An 18,689-nucleotide genomic window follows, 5' to 3' on the forward strand; every position below is an offset into this window, starting at 1 on the left:
TTGATGTCACTAATTTTAGTTTAGGCTACTAGTGACAGAAAATACTAGTCTGTTTGAAAAAAACAGCTCGCCGAATTTGCTTGGCTCTTTAAATCTCTCTCTCTGTTGGGATAGGCATAAAAATTGCTAGAATGAATAAAAAAATGGAAATTAAATAATGAAAAAATGGATGGTGATTTCTGTGCTATGGCTAGTTTGCCATCCGCTGATGGCGAAAACCAGCCCAGTACCCCTTGCGACCCCTCTGGAGGCCAGCCAGTTTCAATCCTTACCGGATAGCCGGCACATTGAGGCATTTCTTCAGCAGTTAAGTGAGTATTCTCCTCACATGAAGCTGCTTCATCTTGGGCTTTCAGCGGGAGGGCGTCCCATTTCAGCCTTGCTTGTTTCCAATTCAAAAGCATTTTTGGAAAACGGGCAGCATGAGGCTAACAAGCTGACTGTGTTACTGCTCGGTTCGCAGCATGGAACAGAGCCCTCAGGCTGCGAAGCCCTGCAGAAGCTGGCCTTGGAGTTAGCCGTCAATAAGCAGCAGCAAGGTATACTGGACGATATTAATTTTATGATTATTGTCAACGCGAATCCGGATGGCCGTGATAATAACTCCCGTTTTAATGCCATAAACGGCAACCTGAATGTCGATTTTACCCGACTGGCCTATGCTGAAACTCAAATTTTTATCAATATTCTTGAAGATTACCAGATTGACGCTTTACTTGATTTGCATGAATCATCCACCAAAAAGAAAATTCTTACCCTGAAAGAAGGGTACTATGTTAATGCAGAAGCACAATACGAAATTGGGAATAACCCCAATATTAACGAGAAGTTGCGACAGTTCAGCCATGAAGTACTATTGCCGCAATTACTGAAAACCAGTGAAGAATATGGTTTGCGCAGTGAACATTACCGCGGTGAAATTTTGCAGCTTAACCAGCCGGTTAGTCATGGCGGGTTAAGAGTGAGTAACATGCGGAATTACAGCGCACTGCAGGGGGTTTTCTCGGTACTGGTTGAAAATCGTCTGGACTCCAGGGATGGGCATTATGCAACCCCGGGCAATATTGAGGTCAGGCGGAACAAACAGTACATCAGTGTGCTGAGCTTCTTAAAGGTGATTGAAAAAAATAAACAGGCTTTGCAGGCGATTATTCAGCAAGCGCGTAATGAATGGACGCAATATCCCTTACACTATAAAAGCTATCTGGCTTACCACTATAATCTGAACATGCAGCAGCCCAGAACAGCCGTTTCTTTACGCCGCGCTGATAATTTCCAGGCTGTTGAACGTGAATTTGCCAATTTTGATTATATAGAAATTGATGAAACCATTTTAATGCCTGACGCCTATTTAATAAAAGGCGGCGAAACCCGCGTACTGGATTTATTGAGCAAACATCATATTCAGGTGGAAAAAATCGATGCCGCACAAGAGGTAATTGCCATTAATCCGGCAGTGCATTCTGTTTCAATCCACTATTCGCCCATTCAGGATTTTTTTACAACCGTTAAAATTGACGTCGATTACGATCCACAGCCGCTAAGCCTTACTCCTGGTGATTATCTGGTGAATGTTTGCCAGCCTAAAGGAAAGCTTATCCCTTTATTACTTGATCTGCGCTCGATAGATAGCGTGTATCAAAATCTGAAATTTAATCCCGACTTAGCCCGTATCAAAAAAGGGGGGATTATTCCGGTAAAATTAAAGCAATCCATCCCCTGATTGTCCGGAAACTGCAAAGCGCTTTTTATCCTGCAGGCGCAATGCGGTTAATTGGCCGCCCCATAAACAGCCCGTATCAATCGCATGCAGACGCGGCACCGGGCAATAGCCTCCTAAAGCTGCCCAATGGCCAAAAACCAGATCCGCATCAATGGAAATACGCTTAGGAACAGCGAACCAGGGCAATAGATTGACCGGTGCCTCAGCAATCGTTCCCTTATAATTTAATATCAGACGCGCATCCTTATCACAGAAACGCATTCGCGTAAAATAATTGGTAATCGCACGCAACCTCTCCACACCATTCAAATCATCGCGCCATAAACTGGGTTCATTTCCATACATCGCAGCTAAATAATGCGCATAGTCAGATGAGTGAAGGACCTGCTCCAGTTCTGATGCAAGCTGAATAGCGGTTTCAAGATCCCACATCGGTGCAATTCCTGCGTGGCAAATGACCACATCTAAATCCTGATTATGAACGAGTATCGATTGGCTGCGCAGCCAATGCCCTAATTCTTCGCAATCAGGAGCCTCGAGGATTTCATAAAGAGTATCATCTGCATTTACTTTTGCATTCTGGCCAAATATTTTAACAAGAAGATGAAGATCATGATTACCCAGGGTAATAACCGGCTTCAGAGGAAGCTGCCTGATAAATCGAAGCACCTTCAGTGATTCCGGTCCACGATTGACTAAATCGCCGACAAACCATAAGCGGTCACTGCGATCATTAAAGTCAAGGCTGTCCAGCAATCTCATTAATGGATCATAGCAACCTTGAATATCCCCAATCGCATAATCGGGCATGGTGAAGAGTCCTTATACAATAATTTACCCAGGCAGTAAGCTGTGCTGATTTCCTATGGATGGCAGCCGCGGATTCTTCCACTCCCCAGCCGCATCAACATGCGCTAGCGGGGGTGGAGAGGCCTGCTGGGTTTGCTGGGTGAAGATATTGTTATAGGGAGCGTTATGAATTAACTCAAGCGAGCTGACTCTGCCTTCTTTACCGGTGGTGAGATGACTCACGGTGGCTTCAGCAGGCATGCAGACTGAGCCGTAATCTTCAGCGACCACGCCGCTATACATTTGCTGAGTTTTGCTATGCTCAAACCGAAAAGTAGATCCGTCAGGCCCTTTTCGGTGCAAGCCTAATGAAAGAAAGGCATTTTGAATCGCTTGCCAGTTTTTATACTCAGGATGTTCGCGAACAAACCATTTGAAAATATCCGGACACATAAGCAGGCCGCCGGGTACCATTAACAGCGGCGGCTTATTAATCATAATGAGGCCGCTATCCAGACCTTTCTGCAACCATTGTAAAAACTCAATACCGATTTGCTGCTCGATATCACTCACCGAGTCAGGAGCTCCGCCGCCAAAAGTGCTCACCCGGCCATAGCGGCCTCTGTTGCCATAGTGACGTGCTGCCTGCTGATTAAAATAGCGCTGCAAGGCAATCGCATTGGCGCGGATTAATATTGCGCCAAGTGTACCGGCAGAATAGGCATCCTCATTCAGCAAGGCTAGCCAAACCTCAAGCACTTCCTGTTTTGAGGCAATCCAGGCAAACCCGCTGGCGGGCATCAGTAAGCGCGCCATTAGCAAATTAAGGCGTTTGCGAAACTCAATATTGCTTTCTTTCTGGAAAGTATAGGAATAATGGCTGCCGACTAAAATCAGGTTCTCCAGCAAGGGATTCCACTGTTTAAGGTATTGCCCGCTATTGTCAAAGAGCTCTACGGTCAAATCAATTTGTAATTTGCCAATTCCCTGCAGTAAGGCTGCGGAGAGCAGAGCGTATTGCCATAATTTCTGCTCTTCTGAATAACTGTTATTTTCTTCAAGGATCATATATTGCTTGAACAAATTCAGTGCGGCTTCAGTACGATTTAAGGCATGATCGATTAAGCCGCCTGGCTGGGAATAATAACTATTGGAGGTTTCAGGCAAAAGCTGTGTGTGATTTACCAGATTATGGATGATTGTCAGGCCGATACTATCGAAGCGCGCCGATTCCAGAGCACAGTTTTCGCCAATGTGCTGCACTAACTGATTACGTTTATCTTCGGCAAGGATTTGTTCAACTGTTACTATCTTAGTTAAATCCTTTAAAGGCCGGGCTTGGGACATACGTCCTCTTCCATAACGATGAAACAAGACAACCTCCATAATCTACGAGTCTTTGAGCAATTGATTCACGGTGTAAACCAATTGCTCCTAATTAATTTTATATCATTTCCAGATGCTTACTGATGTCGATATATTCTCTGATTGAAATCTGCTCTGGTCTTCTCAAGGGGTCTATCCCCAGGTTACTTATATCATTGGCTGACAGCAGTGGTTTTAAGTTATTGGCCAGTGTTTTGCGGCGCATGGAAAAAGCCTGTGCGACTAGATTTTGAAAGCGAATGATGTCAATTTTGGGATAGGGAGAGTTTGTATACGGTTTAAGACGTACGATGGCCGAATCTACCTTGGGTTTTGGGAAAAAAGCTTCTGGCGGCACTTCAAATAAGAAATCAGCCTGGCAATAATACTGAGTAATAATGCTCAAACGCCCGTAATCCTTTGAACCCGGGGAAGCAACAAGCCGTTCAACCACTTCTTTTTGCAGCATGAAATGCATGTCCTGGATGGACGACACAAAGCCAAATAAATGAATGAGCAGCGGCGTCGAAATATTGTAAGGCAAATTGCCCACAACCCGCAGGTCAGTACCCAATTGATCATAATGGACAGTCAGGGCATCGGCGTTAATAAGCTGCAGCTGTTCCGGACTGTAGGTTTCATTGAGCAATGCGCAAAGATCGCGATCAATTTCAACTGCGGTCAGTTTGGGCAAAATTTTCAATAAAGCCTGTGTCATTGCGCCCATACCCGGGCCAATTTCCACTACAGTATCAGTGGGGCTTAAATGAATGGCAGTAATAATTTGTGCAATAATAGATTGATTTTGCAAAAAGTTCTGACCAAAACGTTTACGAGGACGATGACTCACTTTTTCACCTGAAAATCCAGTCTGCTAGTAATTGCACTCGAATTCAGAATTAGGATATCAAAGAGATAAAATTGGATGCGAGAATTGTTATCTGCTACAAACTCTGGGTTAAGTGCGTATCGAGTGATGAGCTTGCTCACCTACAAATTATCGCTCCCAATTATACAGTACTTTGTGTAAACCGCCAAATGTTTCCTCTCGGCTAGTTTGCAGCAAACCACAGCACCCAGGGATTGATAGCCGCGCGGCCCACGACAATCGCCACCAGAATTACCAGAACTGCATAGCGATCAGCAAAGTAAAGCCAGTGTTGTTTCGCGGAAATAAAGGGCGAGCGGCCTGACACCCATCGGGATACGGCAATGCTCACTGGAATATAAAGCAGGATTAACAATTCATTAAAGATTCTCGCTTCCATGAAATGCCCGACTAATAGAAGTCCGATAAAGTAAATTAAGGCCACATAGCGGATTGGCTGGTATTGCGGTGGGATATAATCATGAAAACCAAACCAGAATAAGGGTAGTCCGCAAAGGCAGTAAATAAAAAATAATAAGTTATTATCTTCCAGCAGCCAGAGCAGATTGGCTTCAAAATGCGTATGACTGGTATCACGAAAATAAAATTCACTATAAGTACCTGGCAGCTTATAAGTCAGCAATACTATTAGCAGTCGTGCTAATAGGTAAGTGATTAAAGCCAGTCCGAATATCGCCTGAACTTTTTTTAACTGTTGCCAGTGCAGTGCCGGTATTAAGAGAACCAGAAGGATGCTGCTTTCGCGATTAAAAGTGGCGATGAAAATCAAGGGGACCAACCAGCGCCACTGTTCTTTTACACAGAATAAAAAGCCCATTGTCATGAAAAATAAGGAGGCGCTGTCGGCAGGATAAAAAAACGAGGCTTCGCCGTCGATGGTAAAGCGGTAATTTATAATGGACATTAAGGGAAGCAGCAGAAGAAAAAACCAGCTTAACAGCCGAGCTTCATCAATCGAAAATTCGGTTCTCAGCAAATGAAAGAGCGCAATAAAAAAAGAGCTGACAAATAGAAGCTCCAGCAGAAAGAAGAGTTGATCGGTACCGATGGGTAAAATATAACTGAGTCCTCGGGCCAGCGCGGGTACCAGCATTCTCTGACCAAAAGGGAGTCTGGCCGTAAAATTGATCATTTCATCAAGGGTCGCTCCATCATAGACACCGGTTAATTTGACATGCATAAAGGCGTAACCGAAGATAAGGGCAATGCTGATGAAACGTAATTTATAGCGGAAAAGATCCCTGTTCATAATTCCAATAATTCAAACCACCGGATTGACCAGACTAACCGAGATCGATATAAATGAATAGTCTTTAAACGCATCTCAGTGATCAGCCATTTGGAATTAATTATGTTAGAGCACCTAATTGAACTTAGAAAACGTATGATCAGGGTGCTGATTTTTTTTGCTATCCTCTTTGCCAGTTATTTTTATTTCGCCAGGGATTTATTTCACTGGGTGGTTTCTCCTCTTTTAAATGCCTTGCCTGCCGCTCAAGGAAACCTGATTGCCACACAGGTTACCGCCCCAGTGTTGACGCCAATCGCTCTGGCAAGCAATCTCGCCTTCCTCTCGGCAACGCCGTTTTTTTTATTCCAGCTCTGGTGTTTTGTGGCGCCCGGGCTGTATCGTAATGAGCGAAAAAAAATAAAGGGAGCGATTCTTGGCAGCTTAGGCCTTTTTTTTCTGGGGATTGCTTTTTGTTTTTATGGGGTTTTGCCTTTTATGTTTCAATTCTTTATTCAGGCAGTGCCTGATGGGGTCAAAATGATGCCTGATATCAGCAATGCCCTGGATTTTATTACCCGCATGCTAATCATTTTCGGCATCTGCTTTCAGGTCCCCTTAATCTGCTTTGTACTCGTTCAGCTGGGATGGCTTGAAATCCGGCATTTAACCCTGGTACGCCCCTACATTATCGTGCTGGCCTTTACTGTCGGTATGCTGCTGACACCGCCTGACGTTTTATCACAGATATTGCTGGCAGTGCCTTTATGCCTCTTATACGAATTGGGCATTTTACTGTGCCGGTGGAAGAAACCTACTCTGAATCAAGGCGTTAAAGCCTTAAGTTGATGGTGAAGGGAATTTTCCGTTAATCCAGAAATAGTCCTGAGTAAACATTGTGAGTTGACTATCTTTATCTCGTTTGGATAGGAAGCTCACTTCGTTAACGCTGGTATGGCATAACCAACCTGTTAAATTGGAGGGGCTGTCTGCATGAAAAGCCTTAGGTGAAAAGAGAGCAATATTTTTTCCTTTCTCTTTATCTCTGGCCGAAATATATCGGAAAGCTTCTACTCCGTCTTGCCTCATATTAAAACCCAATAGCTGTGTCTCTGCATAAGAAGTTGGAGAGGTTAAAATGGATTCAAATTCAGTAAAGGGCGGCTGATCTAAAAAGACTCCCAATTTGCTTTTAATAGACACGGAAAAGGAAGAGAATTCGCTTGAAATAGAGGTACGAAAGGGAACTTCCGGGCCTAGCATATAAACAAAACGGTAATAAGCAACTTCCGCTAGTGCCGTGTAAAGATTTAATGATCCGTAAAAGAGACTTTGCTCAAAAGTAGATCCGAATCGGGAACCATATTTAAGCGGAGGATAACGGAATGCTGTTTTTAGCAGATAGTCCAGAGAATCGGTATTATCGGGAAAAAGCGGTTTAGTATGCTCAAGTAACTCTTCCAAAACACATTGCTCATGTAAATTGTTTACCAGATTCAAGGTGGCTGCTTTTTCCTGTGATTCTACAAAACGAAATATGGACGCCAAGATGGGTTTAATCTCATTTTTACCTTTAGCTTGCAGCCAAATATCGACCATTATATTTTTCCTCTGATGGCATCCAGATAATTCACTACTCTGGATAGTCCTGTTACAGTCTTCATAGCCTCCAAAGGAATATCCTGAATATGAAGGTTATTTGTCCTTAACCAGTGGTTAATTGCCTCTTTATTCCCGCCGTTTAAAGCAAACAAAGAACGGTAAACTCGAATTAATAATAAAGAAAGCTCACCTTCTTTACTTTTTGGGTCAATTCCCCCTTTCTTTAGGATTCGATTGACTGTATTACGATGGCGGCCCAGGATTTTGCCCAATTCCTCGTCAGTTAATCCCAGTTGCTCCTTTAAATTAGTGAGAGCCACTGCCAGGACATAATTTTCATTAGGCTTGGATTTAATGTTCATAAGACCTCCTTTTAGCACCATATGGGATATTATAGCATTCTTTGCACCATTTGGTGCATTATTTATAATATTGATCATACCAGTCTTCATTCATTGCCCTATGGTTCTTGCTTCCTGACAGGTTGGCGACTCTGATTACCAAAGGCTCAAGCACTGGATGAGCCAGGGTAGTGGCTAATAAAATGAGCGAGACAGCATAACGATTGAGGAGGAAGAGTCCGGCAGAGCAATAAGGCGTTTCATAAACGGGCTTATTTTGAATCCAGCGATTAACTGCAGTGCAGACCGGTAAATAAAGAAGAACGACAATTTCATGAAAGATGCGAACTTCAGAGAAATTGCCAATGAGCTGTAAGCCAAGGAAATAGAAGAGTGCTATGAATCGAATGGGTCTTAACTGCGGAGGGATATAATCAATAAAAGCAAACCACAGTATAGGCAACCCCATAAAACAAAAATTAATCAGAAAAATAGCCAGTTGCCGGAATAGCCAGTTGAAATTGGTTTCAAAATAGGTGTGGCCAAAAAACTGATCATACCATTCGGTGAGCGGGCCAGGCGAATTCCTGGTTAAATGAAGAATGATCAGCCGCGCCAGAATATAGAGCAGCATTGCAGCAATCATAGGCTTGACTATTTGTTTTCTGTCGCTCCAATGCAGCGCCGGGATTAACAACACCAGTAAAATACTGCTTTCTCGATTAAATGTGGCAAGAAATATCCAGGGCAGGAGCAGCGTCCAGCGTTTTTGTAAACACAGCAGAAACCCCATGCTTATAAAAAAAAGGGAGGCTGAGTCTGAGGGGTAATAAAAAGTCGCCGGGCCGCCAAACATTATGCGGTAATTAACCACTGACAACAGCGGTAATAACAACAGAAACAGCCAGGAGCAAACGAGGCTTGCCCGCAAAGAAAGCTGCCGCTGAAGTAATGCCTGTAAACTAAAAAAAAAGGCGGCTGTAAACAGAAATTCCAACAGAAAGAAAAGAGAGCCCGGAGAAAAAGGCAGAAAAGAGGATAAAAGTTTCGCCATTGCAGGAACAAGCAGGCGTTGGGCAAACGGCATGCGAGTGCAAAAATCAAGCATTTGTTCCAGTGTAACCTTTATGTAGATTACCGTGAGCCGGGTATGAAGAAACGTATAGGCAAGCAGCAATACAAAACTGATAAACCGGGTTTTATAAAGAAACAGATCCGAATTAATGCTCTGCGGGCTAGTCCTGGCCGACATTCTAATATGCAAAATATTACTATTGACCGCCATTTTGAGCCTGAATCCAGGGAATAGCAAGCTTAAGCTTTATGGAAATTGACCGATACTAGTAATGTAATGCAAAACAGAAGAGGAGGGCCTATGACTAAAGAAGCCAAATTTAATATCGGCGATTGCGTCAGGCATCAGAAGCACGGCTACCGTGCCGTCATTGTTGATATCGATCCTTTGTTCCAGGCATCCGGGCGCTATAACCCGCAGGCCAGTAAACGTGAGTTTGCTGCAAGAAGCCCCTGGTATCGACTGCTGGTTGATGAAAGCAGCCAGATCACTTATGTTGAGGAATGTCATTTAATCCTGGACAGGAATACAGAGCAAATTGATAACCCCAAATTACCGGAGTATTTAATTGCGGGTAAAGAAGGGTATAGGAGCTGTACTAAAAAACATTAACTTATCTCTGCCAGGTTTTTTAAGATGAGTGCTGCTCTGCCTAAGGTCTTAAATTACAGAGCAATTCCTTCCGCTTCCTACGTGCCTGGGCTTGTGCCCCATAGCCGTCAGGCTAAGAATATCTGATCCCCTCTCCACCGCGCGCAGCGGGGGAGAGGGTTAGGGAGAGGGGGCTATAAACAAGGTCGCGTAGCGATTCATTAATCATATTTCTGTGATTATGATTTATTGCCACAACAAAATGGAATCACTAACGTGATAAATTTATTAACCCCCCTCACCCTACCCTCTCCCCCACGCTGCGCGCGGTGGAGAGGGGATAACATTACTTCTTAGCCTGGCAGCTATACAATTACCCTGCGGTAATTTGAGAGCTATAATAAAAAAACAAAGTTACATAGGCTATAAGGATAGATACTCTGTGAAAGGAAAACCCGTTTCGTCTTTCTTACATAATCTGCAATTAAGCAGAGGTATACTTAATTTTGTCTTTATTGCTGCATTAATCTGCCTCTTGATAATTAATGTCTATTCCTATTATCAGCTTAGGGCTTTAGTCAAAGCCAATCACTGGGTTATCCACACCTATCAGGTGATTCAAAGTATCGACTCCTCTTTATATAGCGTGGTCGATATCGAATCTCGGCAGCGAGCGTATTTACTTCGAGGTAATGAGCAGTTTCTGGCGGATGTTGAGCCTATTAAAAAGCAATTAACCGCCGATATTGAGCAACTTGTCATATTGACTAAGGATAATCCAGGACAAAAATTGCGTGTACAGCGTTTTGTTGATTCCGTCAATAAACGCATGGAATTATTAAGCCGTATTTTGCAATTTAAATTAAGTAATAAACTGGATACGCTAGAAGGCCTTGAGCAATTGAACTTAAGTCAGAATTTGTCGAATCGGGTAAAGGATTTGGGCCAGGAGATTAAATCAGTTGAAATGGTTTTGCTGACTGAGCGAAATAATTCTGCAATAAGTCAATCAAAAGTGTTTAGCTCTATTCTAATTGTCGGCGGTACTATCAGTATTTTATTTCTGATTATCGCCTTTGCGTTGGCGAATCTGGAACTCCTGACCCGTAGACGCGCAGAACAGCATAACTTCAATACGCAGACTCGCCTGCGAAAAATTATTGAAAGTGCAAGCGATATGATTGCTGCCCTGGATAAAAATCTGCAATTCATCATTTTTAATGAAGCCTATCAGCAGGAATTCAAGCAGCTTTTCGGAAAAAACCTGACCCTGGGAATGTCCATCGATGAAGCTTTCGAGGGTATTGCCGATGAAAAACGTGCAATATCGGCTCAATGGAAGGATTCTTTACAAAACCATGAGAAACTGCTTCGTGCCGAACTTAAGGTGAAGGACGATAAATATACTTATGAGATGTCATCCAGTCTAATTCAAAACGATAATAATGAGGTCAACGGAGTCGTTCACAGCGTGCGAAACATCACCCAGCGCATTAAAGAACATACCGAACTACAACTGTCTTATGAGAAATTAACTGCTGGAATGCTGGAGTTGCAAAATAAGAACATAGAAATCACCTTGCTGGTGGAAATGAGTGACATCATGCTGGCCTGCAGTACACTGGAGGAGCTTAGCGCGGTTATGTCAAAATACTCGCAGCGTTTGTTATCGTTTGTCAATGGCGGTTATCTGTTTATTATGCACCCTTCTAAAAACTACCTCGAGAAAGCATCCAGTTGGGGAGAGCCGCATGATCAGGATCAAACCTTTGTTCCCGACCAATGCTGGGCGATTCGTCTTGGTCGTATTCACCAGGTGAATGACCCAGAGAAAGAACTGGTTTGTTCTCATATTCAGCTAAAAGAGCATGGTGACCGGGGATTGCTCTGTGTACCACTGATGGCTCAAAACGACATCTATGGTTTACTCTATATGGAAGCAAAGACAGATACTCCTTTGTTAATTGATGAAAACAAACGCTTGCTGATTACTGCCTTTGCTGAGTTAACCGCATTAGCCCTGGCTAATGTTCGCCTGCGCGAAAACCTTCGTCATCAGTCCATCCGCGATCCTTTGACGGGTTTATACAATCGCCGTTATTTAGAAGATTTCATGTTCAAGCAACTGCATCAGGCACAGCGCTCCAACTCGCCTTTTGCGATCTTGATGATCGATTTGGATCATTTTAAGAAGATTAACGACACTTACGGCCATGAAGCGGGAGATGTCGTTTTAAAAGAGTTTGGACACATCTTGCAGGAAAATATCCGCTTGGGAGATATCGCGGCCCGGTATGGTGGAGAAGAGTTTATTGTGATGTTTTACGATATTCACTTGGATGATGCAAAAATGCGTGCTGAAGCGATAAGAGCGGCTATTAATAAAACCCCGCTTAAATACGGAGCTCAGCAAATAGGGCAGGTGACCGCGTCAATTGGGCTTTCAATGTATCCTAAAGATGGAAAAACCACAGCGGATTTAATTGAGGCAGCGGATAAAGCGCTTTACAGCGCGAAAAACAATGGCAGGAATCAGGTGGTTGTCTTTGGTAAAAGCGAGAACGGCAAATTGCCGCGTTCGGTAGCAGAACCGAAGCAAATAGCTTCAAAACATTAATTAAAAATCCTCTCTCCCCTCAGGGGAGAGGGGATTTTCTCTTAAGTTAATGCCAACACGTGCCTGTGCGGAGTGACACCGCCTATACCGCAATCGGCGCTTTAATCAGCGGGTGGAACTGATAGTTCACAATTTCAAAATCCTCAAAACGATATTCAAACAAAGAGTCCGGTTTGCGCTTGATTTCCAATTGTGGTAAAGGATAAGGCGTTCTTTGTAATTGCGTTTGTGCCTGCTCCAAATGATTGAGATAAAGATGGCAGTCACCGCCGGTCCAGATAAATTCGCCAGGCAGAAGCCCGGTCTGCTGCGCCACCATATGAGTTAAGAGAGCGTAGGAGGCGATATTGAAAGGGACGCCTAAAAACACGTCAGCCGAGCGCTGGTAAAGCTGACAGGATAGATGGCCATTCGCCACATAAAACTGAAAGAGTGCATGACAGGGCATCAATGCCATTTTATCAAGCTCGCCCACATTCCAGGCACTGACCAGTAACCGTCTGGAGTCCGGGTTGCTTTGAATTTGCTGAAGAACTTCACTGAGCTGATCAATCGTTTCACCATTGGCAGAAGGCCAGCTTCGCCATTGGCGGCCATAAACAGGCCCCAGATCGCCATTACTGTCAGCCCATTCATCCCAGATGCTCACGCCATTTTTATTAAGATAGGCGATATTGGTGTCGCCTTTCAGAAACCACAGTAACTCGTGAATAATGCTGCGGGTATGCAGTTTTTTAGTGGTGACCAAAGGAAAGCCCTGGCGCAGATCAAAGCGCATCTGATACCCAAATACCGATAAAGTGCCGGTGCCGGTACGATCAGTTTTTTCGGTGCCGTTTTTTAAAATATGTTCTAATAGATTCAAATAGGTTTGCATTGTTTTACCCACCATAACCATAATCCGGCTAACAACATGGGAATGGACAATAGCTGTCCCATGGTTAGCGAATCAAATGCCAAATAACCAAGTTGTATATCTGGTTCGCGGAAAAATTCCGCAAAAATACGACAAAGTGAATATCCGATTAAAAATATCGCGGATACACAGCCTGCCGGACGTTTTTTAGCTGCATATAACCAGACTACAATGAAAAGTACAATACCCTCTAGCCCAAGCTCATAAAGCTGGGATGGATGACGCGGCTGGCCATCGCTTCCCGGGAAAATCATTGCCCAGGGCACATCAGTTACCCGTCCCCATAATTCACCATTGATAAAATTCCCGGCGCGCCCCGCGGCAAGACCTAATGGCACAAGCGGGGCAATGAAGTCGGCAACCTCGAGAAAAGGTTTTTTACTGCGGCGTGCAAATAACCATAAAGCCACAGCCACTCCAATCAATCCGCCATGAAACGACATTCCACCTTCCCAGAGCTTGAACAAAGCCCAGGGGGTACTTAATAGCTGATGCGTGTTATAAAAAAGCATATAGCCTACACGACCGCCAATAATAACGCCAAGCGCTGCGTAAAAAATTAAATCGCTTACCTGCTCATTACTCCAGTCCAGGCGATAGAGCTTAACGCGCAAGCGGGCAAGAGCCCAGGCCATAAAGAATCCAAGCAAATACATTAAACCATACCAATGAACCTTCACTGGACCCAGCGTAAACGCAACAGGATTAATAACGGGATAAGTCAGCATGTTTTCCTCAATTATAGGTTTAAACAAAGTCCCAAAGTAAATTTACAGCGGTCACCATCAGCATGATAATAAAAATAATGTTTAAGCGTTTTACCGGCAAGCGATAATTTAAACTCACGCCCACTGGCGCAAATAAAATGCTGCTTATGGCGATAGGAATTACCGCTGGCCAATACACATAGCCATAGGCTCCATAAGGCAGCTCTCTATCAGTTAAACCTGCTATAGTGAAAGCGAGACAGCCAATTGCACCCACAGCCAGGGTGCAAAGGGCGGATATCCCGGCAATTTTTTTTATATTCACCCCACAATAAGCCAGATAAGGAACAATCATCAGGCCGCCGCCAATCCCCAACAAACCTGAAATTAGCCCGGTAAGGAAGCTGAAACAGTGATTGAGCCAGGCGGCCGGAAAGCTGCCCTCTGCTCTGGACGGTAATCCCCTGCGCATGCGCATTGCCGCGCCAAGAAGAAAAACTCCGAGAAAGGCTTTCAGCCAGTCCGCCGGCAATATCCGCGCAATGACGGCAGCCAGAATAACACCGCTGACCAGACCTGGCCAGATATGGTTAAAAACAGACCAGGATACATTGGCACGTTGATGATGAGCCCGGATTGCGGCTAAAGAACTAAAAATCATCACTGCCAGTGAGCTGCCAACTGCCAAATGAGGCGCCAGATCATTGCTGATTGCCGGATTTTGTTCAAAAAGGAAAAACAATGCCGGCACAACAATAATACCGCCGCCAATGCCTAATAACCCCGCCATTAAACCTGCGAACAGACCCGTCAAGCAATAAGACAGGGCATTCAGGAATAAACTACCACTCACGTCTTGCCTGCCCGGATTAACCCACCCAGGCCTTCATTTTCAAGTGCCGTTTGCAAATAGAGCTTGATTTCTGCCGGATGCTCCATTTCCAGCACGTCCGCCAGAATTTTACGGCAACTGGCTAAAGATACATTGCGAATGATCCATTTTACTCGCGGCAGGCTGGTGGAGTTCATGCTTAAGGTGTCAAATCCCATTGCCAGCAATAACATGACCGCCAGAGGGTCGCTGGCCATTTCGCCGCAGATACTGACTTCAACTCCGGCGGCGTGTCCGCCCTCAACGACGCGCATTAATGTTCTTAGCATAGCAGGATGAAAGGATTCATAAAGTCCCGCTACCCGGGCATTATTGCGATCAACTGCCAGCAGATACTGCGTCAAATCATTGCTGCCAACCGATAGAAAGTCCACGCGTTTCGCCAGTTCTCTGGCAAGATAAACGGCCGCAGGTACTTCTATCATTACTCCGAGTCTGGGCTTTTCAATACGGCAACCTTCTTCCAGTAACTCGTGATAAGCCTGTTCAATGAGCAGAGAAGTCTCTTCAACTTCGCTTAATGTAGTAACCATCGGCAGCATTATCCGCAGATTGTTCAGATCTTCGCTGGCGCGAATCATCGCTCTAATCTGCATCAGAAACACGTCAGGGTGATCAAGCGTGACGCGGATTCCTCGCCATCCAAGATAGGGGTTATCCTCTTCTACCGGAAAATAGGGGAGTATTTTATCACCGCCAATATCTAAAGTGCGCATGGTGACAAAGCGCGGGGCGAAGGCTTTGAGAATTTGTCGATAAATAATGTATTGTTCATCTTCGGAGGGGAAACGATCGCGGCTCATGAATGGGACTTCGGAGCGATACAAGCCAACCCCTTCCGCACCAACGCTCATTGACAAACCGGCATCCATCGCAAGCCCGGTATTGACTTGCAGGGATACTTTATAGCTATCCAGAGTTTCTGCCGGCTTGTCGCGAAGGCTGATTAAGGTCTGATTCAGCTCGTGTTCTTCCTGTGCCAGTTTTTTAAATTCAGCGAGCACAGTGCGATTGGGTGAAATGTAAACATGGCCTAAAAAACCGTCTACAATGATTGCACGTTCCATCAGATATTCAGTTTTTAAACCGCGAACCCCCATCACAGTAGGTACGCCCAACGCACGCGCCAGAATGGCCACATGCGAGTTGTTGGCTCCTTTTGCCGAAACCACTCCCGCTAAATGCCCCTCTGGAACTTCTGCCAGAGCCGAGGCGGTGATTTCCTCACCTACCAGAATGGTTCGTTTTGGATAAACAATTTCTTCCCGCTGGGTGCGCTGCAATTCTGCTAAAACCCGACGGCCGAGATCGCGGAAATCGCTGGCCCGCTCTCGTAAATAATCATCCTCCATACTTTCAAACTGCTGGACATGCTTTTTGATAACGCTGGAAAGTGCAGCTTGGGCGCTTAATTTTTCTGCACGAATGACATCTTCTACTTCAGTACCTAAACTGTCTTTGTCCAGAATACGGATATAAACATCGAATAATGCATGCTCTTCTTCAGCAACCGTATGTTTCATTCGTCTGCTAAGTCTTTGCATGTCCTGTCGGGCAATTTGCAAGGCATCAAAAAAGGTGGCTATCTCTTGTTCAATGTCGTCGACATTATGCCTGGGCACTGCATCAATATCCGCCGGCGGATAAACCACAACCGCGGTGCCAATACCTACTCCCGGAACACTGCCCACACCGGTGAGAGCGGTCTGAACAGCTTCCGGTTTTTTTGCGCCGGTGAGTTTTGGCTGAGTAATCTGAACCAGCTCGCCTGTGGCCTCAGCCTGGGCGATAATGCCGCCAAGCTGCGCTGCCAGGGTGATAAGAAAGGCTTCTTCGGCATCATCAAAACAACGCTTTTCCGCTTGTTGAACGGTCAGTACGCCATACAATTTGCGATGCTGGATAATCGGCACACCCAGAAACGCTTTTAAATGTTCTTCGCCAATCAGGGGATTCTGATGAAAATCGGGATGACTGGGCGCATCCTCAAGATTAATAGGTTCTTCCCGTCTTCCCACCAGGCCGATAATGCCGCGATCAAGCGCCACGCGAACCCGATACTCTGCCATTTTATTGAGGCCGTCCGTCGCTACCAGCACATATTCGGCATGTTTGTTATCAATCAGAAATACGGATACCGCATCCGCGCTGACCGCTTTGCGTACGCGCTGGACGAGAATGGACAATGCATCGTTTAAATGGCTGGCAGTCGTTACATCCTGAACTATTCGCTTGAGTATTTTTAACATTTATCGACTTTGGTTACCTCGCTTTCGCCGAATGCCATAGGGCGTGCGTCGTTTTCTTAACAAATGCTCCAGCTCTTTCATTGCCTGGGCATATACCTGCCGTTTAAAAAAAATAACCTGTTCCTGCGGTTCGTGATAATCAATCCAGCGCCAGCTGTCGAATTCAGGGGAGTCACTAAGATCCAGCCTAAGCTTCTGCTCACTTGTTACAAGTCGCAAAAGATACCATTTTTGTTTTTGCCCAATCACCAGCGGGTCGCTGCCATGCCGCAGATACTGTTTCGGCAAGCGATATTTCAACCAGCGTTTGGTAACACCCAATACCTCAATATCATCCCGATCCAGGCCTATTTCTTCTTTCAGTTCGCGATACATCGCTTCCAGAGAGGTTTCGCCCGCAGCCAATCCCCCCTGCGGAAATTGCCAGGCATCATGCCCGTGGCGCCTTCCCCAAAAAACCCGGCCGGAGTCGTTCACCAGAATGATACCGACATTCAGCCGGTACCCGGCACGATCAATTACCATGACTAACTACTTACACTAAACTCTTAATGCTCTGATTTTTTCACAAAGTTTCGAGCCGAGCAAATAAAACTGTATTTAACTTGGTTCCAACACTAAAATAATAGCTGTTTTGCAGATTTTTGAACTTTACGAACAAGGCTGATAATGAAAAAGCGAGTTCTTATCCTCAATACGGGCGGTACCATCAGCAGTGTCAAAACCAATCACGGTTATGAACCGGCCGAGGGGTATGTGGAGCAGGCTCTACAACAAATGAGTGCGCTCACGCATCCGAGTATGCCTGAATACCGGATCAAAGAATATTCTCCCTTGCTTGATTCGTCCAACATGACTCTTAACGACTGGAATCAGATTGCCTGCGATATTGCTTCCCATTATGAACAATTTGATGGCTTTGTTATTTTTCATGGAACCGATACGATGGCCTATACCGCCTCAGCCCTGTCATTCATGCTCGAGAATCTCAGCAAACCCGTAATTCTCACCGGCTCGCAAATCCCTTTGTCGGAGGTAAGGAATGATGCCTATGACAATATTCTGACCTCTTTATGGCTCTGTGCACATCAGCCCATTGCAGAGGTTTGTATTTATTTTAATCAGCGTTTGCTCAGAGGCAATCGCAGTCAGAAGATTTCAGCCCAGCATTTTGAGGCCTTTGCCTCTCCAAACTTTCCGCTGCTCGCCAGTGTAGGCATTGATATAAAAATTAATCAGGATTTGATTTTGCCTCCGGTTAAGAAAAAGTTTCATCTGCAAACCATCAGCCCGCATTTTATCGCCAACTTCAGACTGTTCCCCGGCTTCTCCACCGATGTGCTGCAGGCTCTTTTGCAACAGCCTCTGCGGGGTCTGGTTCTGGAAACGTATGGGGCTGGCAATGCGCAAAATAACGATGCCCGCTTTTTGAAGATGCTGGAAGAAGCCTGCAGGCGCGATGTCATTATTATTAACTGCACCCAGTGTCAGCAGGGCTATGTGGAAATGAATCAGTACGCCACCGGTCACACCCTGAAAGATGCCGGTTTAATCAGCGGCCATGATATGACGCCGGAGGCCGCACATTGTAAATTGCTTTATCTGCTCAGTAAAAACCTGCCAGTGGCTGATATTAAACTGGCAGTAGAGAAAAATTTATGTGGTGAGCTAAGCAACTACTAGGGCGTGTCCCGGTCAGATGCCA

17 protein-coding genes are annotated in these 18,689 nt (G+C 45.0%); 5 read left to right on the forward strand and 12 right to left on the reverse strand.

The features are described 5' to 3' along the window. The first annotated feature begins 157 nt into the window (after positions 1-157). On the forward strand, positions 158-1,723 hold the full coding sequence (locus DYH61_RS00325; RefSeq protein WP_058506861.1) for a M14 family zinc carboxypeptidase: 1,566 nt from the start codon (positions 158-160) through the stop codon (positions 1,721-1,723). On the opposite strand, the gene DYH61_RS00330 is transcribed toward DYH61_RS00325, so the two are convergent. The 4 genes from DYH61_RS00330 to DYH61_RS00345 form a co-directional block, all read right to left on the reverse strand. Beyond that, positions 1,703-2,533: a symmetrical bis(5'-nucleosyl)-tetraphosphatase gene (locus DYH61_RS00330; protein ID WP_058506860.1), complete on the reverse strand. Its 831-nt coding sequence runs from the start codon at positions 2,531-2,533 to the stop codon at positions 1,703-1,705. The two genes, DYH61_RS00325 and DYH61_RS00330, sit on opposite strands and share 21 nt — an antisense overlap. Positions 2,534-2,557: 24 nt before the next feature. Then, positions 2,558-3,898, reverse strand: coding sequence for a TraI domain-containing protein (locus DYH61_RS00335; RefSeq protein ID WP_058506859.1), 1,341 nt, complete (start codon positions 3,896-3,898; stop codon positions 2,558-2,560). Positions 3,899-3,956: 58 nt separating this feature from the next. Further along, positions 3,957-4,727 carry a 16S rRNA (adenine(1518)-N(6)/adenine(1519)-N(6))-dimethyltransferase RsmA gene (gene rsmA, locus DYH61_RS00340; protein WP_058506858.1) on the reverse strand — a complete coding sequence of 257 codons (771 nt, stop codon included), beginning with the start codon at positions 4,725-4,727 and terminating at the stop codon, positions 3,957-3,959. Between the two features lie 202 nt (positions 4,728-4,929). Next, positions 4,930-6,015: a hypothetical protein gene (locus DYH61_RS00345; protein ID WP_058506857.1), complete on the reverse strand. Its 1,086-nt coding sequence runs from the start codon at positions 6,013-6,015 to the stop codon at positions 4,930-4,932. Positions 6,016-6,117: 102 nt separating this feature from the next. Between DYH61_RS00345 and tatC the strand changes: the two genes are divergently transcribed. After that, a complete protein-coding gene (tatC, locus tag DYH61_RS00350) occupies positions 6,118-6,843 on the forward strand; it encodes a twin-arginine translocase subunit TatC (RefSeq protein WP_058506856.1) in 726 nt (241 codons plus the stop codon). Here the strand turns inward: tatC and DYH61_RS00355 are convergent. From DYH61_RS00355 to DYH61_RS00365, 3 genes are read right to left on the reverse strand one after another with little or no spacing between them, the layout of a single operon-like run. Continuing rightward, entirely contained in the window at positions 6,835-7,593 is a 759-nt protein-coding gene (locus tag DYH61_RS00355; RefSeq protein WP_058506855.1) for an RES family NAD+ phosphorylase, read from the reverse strand. The two genes, tatC and DYH61_RS00355, sit on opposite strands and share 9 nt — an antisense overlap. Continuing rightward, positions 7,593-7,958 carry an MbcA/ParS/Xre antitoxin family protein gene (locus DYH61_RS00360; RefSeq protein WP_058507303.1) on the reverse strand — a complete coding sequence of 122 codons (366 nt, stop codon included), beginning with the start codon at positions 7,956-7,958 and terminating at the stop codon, positions 7,593-7,595. The genes DYH61_RS00355 and DYH61_RS00360 overlap by 1 nt, the downstream gene beginning before the upstream one ends. 58 nt (positions 7,959-8,016) lie before the next feature. Further along, positions 8,017-9,222 carry a hypothetical protein gene (locus tag DYH61_RS00365; RefSeq protein ID WP_058506854.1) on the reverse strand — a complete coding sequence of 402 codons (1,206 nt, stop codon included), beginning with the start codon at positions 9,220-9,222 and terminating at the stop codon, positions 8,017-8,019. Positions 9,223-9,312: 90 nt separating this feature from the next. Here DYH61_RS00365 and hspQ point away from each other — a divergent pair, with 90 nt between their 5' ends. Further along, positions 9,313-9,624 carry a heat shock protein HspQ gene (gene hspQ / locus DYH61_RS00370; protein WP_058506853.1) on the forward strand — a complete coding sequence of 104 codons (312 nt, stop codon included), beginning with the start codon at positions 9,313-9,315 and terminating at the stop codon, positions 9,622-9,624. Positions 9,625-10,045: 421 nt separating this feature from the next. Then, on the forward strand, positions 10,046-12,220 hold the full coding sequence (locus DYH61_RS00375; RefSeq protein WP_058506852.1) for a diguanylate cyclase: 2,175 nt from the start codon (positions 10,046-10,048) through the stop codon (positions 12,218-12,220). Positions 12,221-12,302: 82 nt separating this feature from the next. Here the strand turns inward: DYH61_RS00375 and thyA are convergent, their stop codons facing one another. From thyA to DYH61_RS00400, 5 genes are read right to left on the reverse strand one after another with little or no spacing between them, the layout of a single operon-like run. Further along, on the reverse strand, positions 12,303-13,097 hold the full coding sequence (gene thyA / locus DYH61_RS00380; protein ID WP_058507302.1) for a thymidylate synthase: 795 nt from the start codon (positions 13,095-13,097) through the stop codon (positions 12,303-12,305). Beyond that, positions 13,082-13,864 (reverse strand): prolipoprotein diacylglyceryl transferase, encoded by a 783-nt coding sequence (gene lgt, locus DYH61_RS00385; protein ID WP_058506851.1) that lies wholly within the window; start codon positions 13,862-13,864, stop codon positions 13,082-13,084. Before lgt ends, thyA begins: the two co-directional genes overlap by 16 nt. Before the next feature lie 19 nt (positions 13,865-13,883). Beyond that, positions 13,884-14,696 (reverse strand): sulfite exporter TauE/SafE family protein, encoded by an 813-nt coding sequence (locus tag DYH61_RS00390; RefSeq protein ID WP_058506850.1) that lies wholly within the window; start codon positions 14,694-14,696, stop codon positions 13,884-13,886. Next, on the reverse strand, positions 14,693-16,984 hold the full coding sequence (gene ptsP, locus DYH61_RS00395) for a phosphoenolpyruvate--protein phosphotransferase (RefSeq protein WP_058506849.1): 2,292 nt from the start codon (positions 16,982-16,984) through the stop codon (positions 14,693-14,695). The genes DYH61_RS00390 and ptsP overlap by 4 nt, the downstream gene beginning before the upstream one ends. After that, complete coding sequence (locus DYH61_RS00400) at positions 16,985-17,509, reverse strand: RNA pyrophosphohydrolase (protein ID WP_058506848.1); 525 nt, start codon at positions 17,507-17,509, stop codon at positions 16,985-16,987. 144 nt (positions 17,510-17,653) lie between these two features. Here DYH61_RS00400 and ansA point away from each other — a divergent pair, with 144 nt between their 5' ends. Beyond that, entirely contained in the window at positions 17,654-18,667 is a 1,014-nt protein-coding gene (ansA, locus tag DYH61_RS00405; RefSeq protein WP_058506847.1) for an asparaginase, read from the forward strand. The last annotated feature ends 22 nt before the right edge of the window (positions 18,668-18,689 follow it).

The organism is Legionella quinlivanii (genome assembly GCF_900461555.1).
Lineage (GTDB): Bacteria > Pseudomonadota > Gammaproteobacteria > Legionellales > Legionellaceae > Legionella_C > Legionella_C quinlivanii.